The sequence below is a fragment of the Stenotrophomonas sp. SMYL86 genome, assembly GCF_036320025.1.
Lineage (GTDB): Bacteria > Pseudomonadota > Gammaproteobacteria > Xanthomonadales > Xanthomonadaceae > Stenotrophomonas > Stenotrophomonas maltophilia_A.
The window spans coordinates 104,578-113,567 of record NZ_JAWIRU010000014.1 but is presented as its reverse complement, the minus strand read 5'-3'; the positions used below and the strand labels follow the sequence as shown (position 1 = coordinate 113,567).

8 protein-coding genes are annotated in these 8,990 nt (G+C 67.1%); 4 read left to right on the top strand and 4 right to left on the bottom strand.

Annotated features, from left to right (window positions below; all coding sequences use genetic code 11):
• Nucleotides 1-110: 110 nt before the first annotated feature.
• From V3B64_RS15560 to V3B64_RS15550, 3 genes are all read right to left on the bottom strand, one after another.
• A complete protein-coding gene (locus V3B64_RS15560) occupies nt 111-2,180 on the bottom strand; it encodes an EAL domain-containing protein (RefSeq protein WP_121503054.1) in 2,070 nt (689 codons plus the stop codon).
• 91 nt (nt 2,181-2,271) lie between these two features.
• Complete coding sequence (locus tag V3B64_RS15555; protein ID WP_132809922.1) at nt 2,272-3,456, bottom strand: NAD(P)/FAD-dependent oxidoreductase; 1,185 nt, start codon at nt 3,454-3,456, stop codon at nt 2,272-2,274.
• Nucleotides 3,453-4,001, bottom strand: coding sequence for a YaeQ family protein (locus V3B64_RS15550; protein WP_121503056.1), 549 nt, complete (start codon nt 3,999-4,001; stop codon nt 3,453-3,455). Before V3B64_RS15550 ends, V3B64_RS15555 begins: the two co-directional genes overlap by 4 nt.
• A gap of 124 nt (nt 4,002-4,125) precedes the next feature.
• Here V3B64_RS15550 and V3B64_RS15545 point away from each other — a divergent pair, with 124 nt between their 5' ends.
• Nucleotides 4,126-5,004, top strand: coding sequence for a pseudouridine synthase (locus V3B64_RS15545; protein WP_329914423.1), 879 nt, complete (start codon nt 4,126-4,128; stop codon nt 5,002-5,004).
• A gap of 6 nt (nt 5,005-5,010) precedes the next feature.
• On the opposite strand, the gene V3B64_RS15540 is transcribed toward V3B64_RS15545, so the two are convergent.
• Complete coding sequence (locus V3B64_RS15540) at nt 5,011-5,499, bottom strand: YaiI/YqxD family protein (RefSeq protein WP_010484520.1); 489 nt, start codon at nt 5,497-5,499, stop codon at nt 5,011-5,013.
• 301 nt (nt 5,500-5,800) lie between these two features.
• Between V3B64_RS15540 and V3B64_RS15535 the strand changes: the two genes are divergently transcribed.
• The 3 genes from V3B64_RS15535 (at nt 5,801) to V3B64_RS15525 (ending at nt 8,485) form a co-directional block, all read left to right on the top strand.
• Nucleotides 5,801-6,010 (top strand): cold-shock protein, encoded by a 210-nt coding sequence (locus tag V3B64_RS15535; protein ID WP_004153307.1) that lies wholly within the window; start codon nt 5,801-5,803, stop codon nt 6,008-6,010.
• 187 nt (nt 6,011-6,197) lie between these two features.
• Nucleotides 6,198-6,887 (top strand): glutathione S-transferase, encoded by a 690-nt coding sequence (locus V3B64_RS15530; RefSeq protein WP_107432454.1) that lies wholly within the window; start codon nt 6,198-6,200, stop codon nt 6,885-6,887.
• Nucleotides 6,888-6,919: 32 nt separating this feature from the next.
• Complete coding sequence (locus tag V3B64_RS15525; protein ID WP_121503059.1) at nt 6,920-8,485, top strand: protein adenylyltransferase SelO; 1,566 nt, start codon at nt 6,920-6,922, stop codon at nt 8,483-8,485.
• Nucleotides 8,486-8,990: the final 505 nt, after the last annotated feature.

Genomic DNA, 8,990 nt, shown 5'->3' with positions numbered 1-8,990 from the left:
CACAACCCACGCGGCCGGCGAACCCCGCCCTTCTCTTTGGGGGGTGCCGGCCGCGGGCCGGCAACCACGGGTACTTGCAGCTGCCGGCCAGCGGCCGGCACTACCATCGGTCACCCGAACTCGAAGCCCATCTCCGGCAACGCCGGGCCGACGAAGTCGCCCTGCACGTAGTCCACGCCGGCACTGAACAGCAACGTCATCGAATTGGCATCGCTGACGAACTCGGCGATGGTGCGGATGCCGGCTTCCTGCGCGCGCGCGGTGATCTGGCTGATGCGGTCGATGTTCTCGCGGGTGGCTGCCAGGTCACTGGTGAAGCCACGGTCCAGCTTGAGGAACTGCGGCTGGAAGTGGGCCAGCAGCTGGAACGAATCCAGCCCCGAACCGAACTGCTCCAGGCCGATGCGGCAGCCCAGCGGTGCTACTTCGGCAAGGAACTGCTGTGCACTGCGCAGGTGAGTGAACACCTTCGCTTCCGGCGCATGCAGCCACAGCCGTTCGCCGGGTACACCCTGAGCCTGCAGCTCGCGGCGCAGGGTAGCGATCATTTGCGGGTCGTCGAAGGATTCCGGCGTCACTTTCACCAGCATCTGCGTGGCATGGCCTTCGCGTGCACGCTGGCCCAGCACCGCGATGGCCCGTGACACCACCCAGCGGTTGATGTCGGCCAGCAGGCCGTGCTCCTCCGCGATACCGAGGAACGCGGTCGGACTCAGCAGTTCGCCGTTGTGCTCCAGGCGCAGGTAGGCCTCATACAGCTCCAGCGACTCGCCCTGCAGGTTCAGCACCGGCTGGTAGTGCAGCTGGAAGCCGTCACCGGCCAGCGCTTCACGGATACGGGCGACCCAGCGCAGCACGCGTTCTTCCTCCACGCGGTCGGCGGCGGCCGGGTCGAAGATGCGGCAGGTGTTGCCCAGTTCTGCGGCGGCCTGCGTGCATTCGCTGGCGCGTGCCAGCACCTGGCCGATACTGGCGATCTTCTCGCCCACCTGCACGCCACCGATGCTGACCGTTACCGTGGCCGAGCGTGCGCCGATGCTGAAGACGTGCGCGGCGTAGGCTTCGCGGATGCGCTCGGCCAGCGCCACGGTCTGCGCATAGGGCCCGGCCTGCAGCACGGCGAAATTGTGTTCGCCGAAGCGGGCCAGCTGCGCGTCTTCGCCAACGACTTCGGCCAGCAGCGCGGCGAGCGCGCCGATCAGGGTGTCGGCCGAGGCCAGGCCAATGTCCGGCAGCAGGCGCGCGTAGTGGTCCGGCTCGATCAGCAGCAGGCCGAACTGGCCTTCGCTGCGCCCGGCCTGGGCCACCGCGCTTTCCAGCTGCAGCATGAAGGTCGGGCGATTGAGCAGGCCGGTGACCTGGTCGCGCTGGCGCAGGTCCTCGACCTCACGTGCCAGCTCAGGGTCGAATTCCATGCGGCGGCGGAGCACCACCTGCAGGCAGGATTCGCCTTCGTAGGTGGCAGCGGCAAACTCCATCGTCGCCGGGAACGCACTGCCATCCTCGTGGCGCGCGTCGAGCTGGTACTGGGGCGGCGGCGCCTCGCCACGGCTGAGGCCCTTCAGCAGCTGCTTGAAGCCTTCCACATGCTGGGCGGCGACCATGTCCAGCAGCGAGATGCCTTCGATGTCGTCGAAATGTTCGTAACCGAACATCTCCAGATAGGCGTCGTTGGCGCGGATGTGCATGCCTTCATGCACGTAGGCGATGGGGTCGCGCGAGGAGGCGATCAGCGCGTCGCAGCGGCGCTCGGTCTCGCGCATCTGCGCCTCGATGCGGCGCAGGCCGCGGCGTGCCTGCAGGTCCACCCACTGGTCGCGGACCACGGCGAGCAGGTGCTCGGGGCGCTGGCGCAGGGCGAGGGCGCGGATGCCATGGCTGCTGGCCTGCACCAGTTCGTCCTCGTCGATGCGCTCGGCCAGCAGTACCAGTGGAATGTCCTTGCCGCTGGCAGCAATATGCTGGGCCACCAGTGGCAGCGGGATGCCCTGGGAGGGCGAAGCCAGCACCAGGTCGATGGCCTGGCTGGCCAGCACCTGGGCCAGCTCGGCTGCATCCTGCGGACGCCACGGGCGTACCGCGATGCCGCTGTTGCGCAGCGTGCTGACGATGGCTTCGGCATTCTCGCCGCTGTCATCGACGATCAGCAGGCGGATGGTGATGTCGTTCGCGTTCTGCATGCACTGCTCCCCAATCTGCAAATCTAGATACACGATGCGCGGCGAACCGTCCATGCGCGCACCCCTTGCACGCATCGAACGGCGATGTGGTTCACACCACGCCACCGGCTGCGTGGCCGCTGGCCCAGGCCCACTGGAAGTTGTAGCCGCCCAGCCAGCCGGTCACATCCAGCACCTCGCCGACGAAATGCAGGCCGGGTACGCGCTTGGATTCCATCGTCGAGGACGAGACCTCGGCAGTATCCACGCCGCCCAGGGTGACCTCGGCGGTGCGGTAGCCCTCGGTACCACTGGCCACCAGCGGGAACGCGCCCAGCAGCTGTGCGGCCTGGCGCAGCACCGGCTCGTCCAGCTGGCGCACGGGCCGGTCGGGCAGCCAGTGTTCGCACAACCGCTGTGCCAGCCGCTTCGGCAGTACCTCACCCAGCACCGTGCGCAGCTCGGCGGCAGGACGTTCGCGCTTCATCTGGCGCAACCACTCGCCGGCATCCTGGCCGGGCAGCAGGTCCAGCTCCAGCGCGTCGCCGGGTTGCCAGAACGAGGAGATCTGCAGGATCGCCGGGCCACTCACGCCGCGATGGGTCAGCAGCATGAAATTCTGGAAGCTCTTTCCGTTGCAGCGCGCCTCGATGGGCAGAGCGACGCCGCTGAGATCGGCCAGCCGTTCCTGGTGCTTGCCGCTGAGCGTCAGCGGCACCAGCCCGGCGCGGGTCGGCAGCACCTGGTGGCCGAACTGTCGGGCCACTTCATAGCCGAAGCCGGTGGCGCCCATGCTGGGAATGGACAGGCCGCCGGTGGCCACCACCAGCGAGGCGCAATGGAACAGGCCCTGCGTGGTGTGCACGCGGAATCCATCGCTGCCATGCTCGATGCGCTGCACGCTGCAGTCGGTACGCACCTGCACGCCTGCCGCCTGGCATTCGTCCACCAGCATCTTCACGATCTGCTTGGACGAGACATCGCAGAACAACTGGCCCAGCTCTTTTTCGTGATACGCGATGCCGTGCTTGCTGACCAGCTCGATGAAGTGCCAGGGCGTGTAGCGCGCCAGTGCCGACTTGCAGAAGTGCGGGTTGGCCGACAGGAAGTTGGCCGGGGTGGTGCCGGTGTTGGTGAAGTTGCAGCGGCCACCGCCGGACATCAGGATCTTCTTGCCGACCTTGTTGGCATGGTCGATCACCTGCACCTGGCGGCCGCGCTGGCCAGCCGTGATCGCGGTCATCAGCCCGGCCGCACCGGCGCCGATGACAACCACGTCGCAACGGATCGTGCTCATGCCTTGGCGCGCTTGCGCCAGTTCGGGATCACGTCGAGCTGGATCTGGTCGTTGAGCAGCTGCACTTCACCGTCCTGGATCAGCACGCTCCAGCGCATGGCGCGCTGGATCTGCTGGCCCCAGCGCTCGACGAATTCACCGTCCAGATCAACCACCGAGAGATTGTCGAAGCGTGCCAGGCCCTTGCTCTGCTTGCCCCACCAGATCTCCGAGGCGTTGCCGCCGTAGTTGATCACCTGCACCTGGCGGCTGCGATTGCTGGCCTTGCGGATGCGCGATTCGTCCGGATGGCCCAGGTCGATCCACTGCAGGATGTCGCCGGAGTAGTCGTGTTCCCACAGATCGGGCTCGTCATCGGTGCTCAGGCCGCGGCCGAATTCCAGGCGGTCGCCGGCGTTCAGCGCGAAGGCGAGCAGGCGCACCATCAGGCGGTCGTCGGTCTCGGACGGGTGCTGGGCCAGGGTCAGGTTGTGGGTCGCGTAGTAGCCGCGATCCATGTCGCTGATCTGCAGTTCGGCCTTGCGGATGGTGGCGGTGAGGGCCATGGGGGGTCCGTGGACTAAAGACGACAATGATAGAGGTTTGCTCCAGGGGTGTCCGTTGCCGGTCTGTCTGCGCAGCGTCAACGGTGGCACTCTTGCGCTCTTTCCCGTGGCCGGAGTGGACGCCATGACCTTGCCCAGCCGCCTGCAGCTGCCACCCGGCCACTGGTCCAGCCTGCTCGATGGCCTGTGCGCGCGTTTCCCGCGCATCGACCGTGCGCAATGGCAGGACCGCTTCGCCCGAGGCCGCGTGCAGGATGCGCAGGGCAGGGCACTGGCGCCGGACATGCCTTGGCAGGTGGGGCTGGAAATCCAGTACTTCCGCGAGGTGGCCGACGAGCCGGTGATTCCCTTCGCCGAGACCATCCTGCATCTGGATGCGCACCTGCTGGTGGCCGACAAGCCGCACTTCCTGCCGGTGACGCCGGCCGGTGGGTATGTACGGGAAACCCTGCTGTCGCGCCTGGTCGCCCGCACCGGCAACACCGAGCTGGTGCCGCTGCACCGCTTGGACCGGCTGACCGCCGGCCTGGTGCTGTTTTCCACCCAGGCAGGCACGCGTGATGCCTACCAGCGGCTGTTCCGCGAGCGGCGCATCGGGAAGACCTACGAGGCGCTGGCACCGGCGCTGCCGGGGCTGGCGTTTCCGCTGCAGCGGGACAGTCGTCTGGTGCCGGGGGAGCCGTTCTTCCGCATGGCCGAAGTGCCGGGCGAGCCCAATGCCCGCAGCCGGATCGAGCTGATCGAGGCCGAGGGGCCGGTCTGGCGCTACCGGTTGCGGCCGGAAACCGGCCGCAAGCACCAGCTGCGCGTGCATATGGCGATGCTGGGCGCCCCCATCGAGGGCGATGACCTGTATCCGCAGCTGAGGCCGCGCCCGGATGAAACGGTCGAGTCACCCCTGCAGCTGCTGGCGCAGGGGCTGGCCTTCGACGATCCATTGAGTGGGGAGCCCAGGCGGTTCAGCAGTCAGCGTCGCCTGTGCCTGCCGGGCCAGAGCGGGTAGGGCCGTTCAGCGAACCGGGCGCCGCGCAAGCCAGCGGTCCAGCTCGGCGGCGAACAGCTGCCGGTCGCGCGGGCCCAGCGGCGGTGGGCCCCCGGTCTGCACCCCGGCGCCGCGCAGCTCTTCCATGAAATTGCGCATCGACAGCCGCTCGGCCATGTTGTTCGGCGTGTACAGCTGGCCGCGTGGGTTCAGCGCCACCGCCTTCTTCTCCAGCACCAGAGCGGCCAGCGGGATGTCCTGGGTGACCACCAGGTCACCGGCGGCGACCCGCTCGACGATGGCGCTGTCGGCCACGTCCAGGCCCTGGGGGACCTGGATCGAGCGCAGCCAACGTGAGGGCGGGGTCCGGATCCACTGGTTGGCGACCAGGGTCAGCTCGATCCCAACGCGTTCAGCGGCACGGAACAGGATGTCGCGAATGACGGTGGGGCAGGCGTCCGCGTCTACCCAGATGCGTGGGAGAGCGGGTTCAGCTTGGGTTTCAGCTTCAGTCATTTACCCAGTGTAGGGTAGGAAAATCCTGAATGGGGACTCGGAGTTAGCCTCGATCGGCTGCCAGCCCTTGTCACGTCTAGCGGGCGGGGTCTGCCCATGAACGTCCGGGCTATCGCTTTTTGCAGAAAACACGCGTATCGTTCGTCCCACTGTGTTTGCTAGGGTCACCGTGAATCGTGGCCTGGTGCAGTTGATCTCACGATCCGCTCATCGATCCGCTTTACCAACGCCTGCAACTCAGTCTCGGCCCCGATACCCGGTGGCTGCGATTTTTTCAACATGTGTTTCAGGAGTTAGTCAAATGTCTGATCGTCAGACCGGCACCGTCAAGTGGTTCAACGACGCCAAGGGCTTCGGCTTCATCACCCCGGAAAGCGGCCCGGACCTGTTTGTGCACTTCCGTGCCATCCAGGGCACCGGCTTCAAGACCCTGCAGGAAGGCCAGAAGGTTACCTTCATCGCCGTCCAGGGTCAGAAGGGTATGCAGGCTGACCAGGTGCAGGCGGTCTAATCCGTCTGCTACCGTTTGGTAGCCAGAACGCCGGAAGCGAAAGCTTCCGGCGTTTTTTATTGCCCGCCGTTTTTTGTAGAGTCGAGCCACGCTCGACTGTTCTCAAAGCCAGTCGAGCATGGCTCGACTCTACAAAGGGCATGCACTGCGCGCGGTACGATGTGGGCCTCCCCAAGGATCACCCCCCATGCGCATCGTCCACCACCTGGAAAACTCCCGTTCCCTGCGCGTGCTGTGGATGCTGGAGGAACTGGGGCTGGACTACGAACTGCGCCGCTATCCGCGTGATCCGAAGACGCTGCTGGCGCCGCCGGAACTGCGCAACGTGCATCCGCTGGGCAAGTCGCCGGTGCTGCAGGATGGCGAACTGGTGCTGGCCGAATCCGGCGCCATCCTCGATTACCTTGCCGACCGCTACGACACCCAGCGCCAGCTGTCGCCGTCGCCGACGCCCGCCGAGGGTGCCGAGCGCATCGCTTACCGCTACTGGCTGCACTACGCCGAAGGCTCGGCGATGCCGCCGCTGCTGCTGACCCTGGTGATGGGCCGCATCCGCAATGCGCCGATGCCGTTTTTCGCGCGCCCGATCGCACGCAGCATCGCCGACAAGGCCGAGCGCGGCTTCATCGGTCCGCAGCGGCGCCTGCACCTGGACTGGATGGAGCGCCGCCTGGCCGAAAGCCCGTGGTTTGCCGGCGAGCGCTTCAGTGCGGCCGACATCCAGATGAGCTTCCCGATCCAGGCCGCTGCCGCGCGCGGTGGTGGCCTCGACGACAAGCCGGCACTGTGTGGTTTCCTCAAGCGTATCGGTGAGCGCCCGGCCTACCAGCGTGCCGAGGCCCACGGCGGCCACCTGCAGGCGCTCAGCGGCAATTGAGGAGGGCGGCCGTCGCCCCCATCTTCAGCACCATGGATACCGACAGCCCCCGTTTCGACAACCGCCTGCTGCATACCCTGCCGGGCGACCCCGAATCCGGCCCGCGCAGGCGTGAAGTGCTGGGCGCAGCCTGGTCGCCAGTGATGCCGACCCCGGTGACGGCGCCCACGCTGCTGGCCTGGGCGCCGGACGTGGCCGAAATGCTTGGCTTCAATACCGCTGAGGTCGAGAGCGAAGGCTTCGCCCGTGTATTCGGTGGCAACGCACTGTATGCAGGCATGCAGCCTTGGGCGGCCAACTACGGTGGCCATCAGTTCGGCCATTGGGCCGGCCAGCTCGGCGACGGCCGTGCGATCTCGCTGGGTGAATTGGTCGCGCCGGATGGCCGCCACTGGGAGCTGCAGCTGAAGGGGGCCGGCCCCACGCCTTACTCGCGCGGCGCCGATGGGCGCGCAGTGCTGCGCTCGTCCATCCGCGAATTCCTGTGCAGCGAAGCGATGCACCATCTGGGGGTGCCGACCACGCGCGCGTTGTCGCTGGTCGGTACCGGCGACGACGTGGTGCGTGACATGTTCTACGACGGTCATCCGCGCGCCGAGCCTGGTGCCATCGTGTGCCGGGTATCGCCGTCGTTCCTGCGCTTTGGTTCCTTCGAGCTTCCGGCATCGCGCGGGGAAACCGCCTTGCTGCAGCAGCTGGTTGATGCCTGCATCGCTCGCGATTTCCCCGAACTGGAAGGGCAGGGCGAGGCGCTGTATGGCGACTGGTTCGCGCAGATCGCGGTGCGCACCGCCGAGATGATCGCGCACTGGATGCGCGTGGGTTTCGTGCATGGCGTGATGAACACCGACAACCTGTCCGTGCTCGGCCTCACGCTCGATTACGGCCCTTACGGCTGGGTCGAGGATTTCGATCCGGACTGGACGCCGAACACCACCGACGCGCAGGGCCGCCGCTATCGCTTCGGTACCCAGCCGCAGGTGGCGTACTGGAATCTGAGCCGATTGGCGCAGGCGTTGTCGCCGTTGTTCGCCGATGTGGCGCCGCTGCAGGCCGGTCTGGCGGCCTACCAGTCCACCTTCGTGGCCTGCACCCGTCGCGATGCCGCAGCCAAGCTGGGCCTGGCCGCTGCCGGCGATGACGACCTGCAGCTCTACCTGCGCTGGCAGCAGTTGATGCAGGACGGTGCCATGGACATGACCCTGGCCTGGCGCGCGCTGATGCGCCTCGATCCGGCGACACCGGATGCGGCGCTGCTGGACGCGGTGTACTACGACGAGGCGCGCCAGCAGGCGGTGCAGGCGCCGTTGCAGCAGTGGCTGCAGGACTACGCGGCACGGTTGCAGGCCGATCCGCTGTCGGCCACTGAGCGCACGGCGAAGATGGCCGCGGCCAATCCGCTGTACGTGCTGCGCAACTGGTTGGCGCAGGAAGCCATCGATCGTGCAGAGCAGGGCGACCTCGGTGGCGTTCACGCACTGCAGGACGTGCTGCGTGATCCGTACACCGAGCGTGCCGGGCTGGAGCATTTCGCCGGCAAGCGCCCGGCGTGGGCAGACAACCGCGCCGGCTGCTCGATGCTGTCCTGCAGTTCCTGAGGGTGGGTTTCGGCAGGGCTGCGCCCTGCACCCGCAGAGGCCAGATCAAAAGCCAAGGCAAGAGCTGGCTTCCGTGGTTTGGCGGGGTGGTGTCGGAGTGCGGGGACGCCGCAAGTACGTCCCTGTAGGCTTGGCAGCCGCATCCATGCGGCTGACACCCCGCACTCCGACACCGCCCCACCTCTGACAGATTCCGGCGGCTGTTGGTAGGTGTCGACCTTGGTCGACACGGTAGATCCACGCCATGCGTGGATGCTCTTCGTTCAATTCTCGAAACATTCGATTTCGATAGAGATCCATCCACGCATCGCATGGATCAACAGATCGCAGAAGTCTGTCGAAGGCGGGGTGGGGGGGGGGGGGGGGGGGGGGGCCCCCCGCGCCCCCCCGCCCCCCCCCCCCCCCCCCCCCCCGCGCCCCCCCCCCCCCCCCCCCCCCCCCCCCCCCCCCCCCGCCATCTCTCGGAATGCGGCTTTTGCTTTCGCTTTTGCTTGCGCGGTGGCCT

Bases quoted from the DNA above. Each gene is read 5' to 3' on its own strand.
- V3B64_RS15555 (WP_132809922.1), bottom strand. From the start codon at position 3,456: ATGAGCACGATCCGTTGCGACGTGGTTGTCATCGGCGCCGGTGCGGCC.
- V3B64_RS15525 (WP_121503059.1), top strand. From the start codon at position 6,920: ATGGATACCGACAGCCCCCGTTTCGACAACCGCCTGCTGCATACCCTG.
- V3B64_RS15540 (WP_010484520.1), bottom strand. From the start codon at position 5,499: ATGACTGAAGCTGAAACCCAAGCTGAACCCGCTCTCCCACGCATCTGG.
- V3B64_RS15560 (WP_121503054.1), bottom strand. From the start codon at position 2,180: ATGCAGAACGCGAACGACATCACCATCCGCCTGCTGATCGTCGATGAC.
- V3B64_RS15530 (WP_107432454.1), top strand. From the start codon at position 6,198: ATGCGCATCGTCCACCACCTGGAAAACTCCCGTTCCCTGCGCGTGCTG.
- V3B64_RS15535 (WP_004153307.1), top strand. From the start codon at position 5,801: ATGTCTGATCGTCAGACCGGCACCGTCAAGTGGTTCAACGACGCCAAG.
- V3B64_RS15550 (WP_121503056.1), bottom strand. From the start codon at position 4,001: ATGGCCCTCACCGCCACCATCCGCAAGGCCGAACTGCAGATCAGCGAC.
- V3B64_RS15545 (WP_329914423.1), top strand. From the start codon at position 4,126: ATGACCTTGCCCAGCCGCCTGCAGCTGCCACCCGGCCACTGGTCCAGC.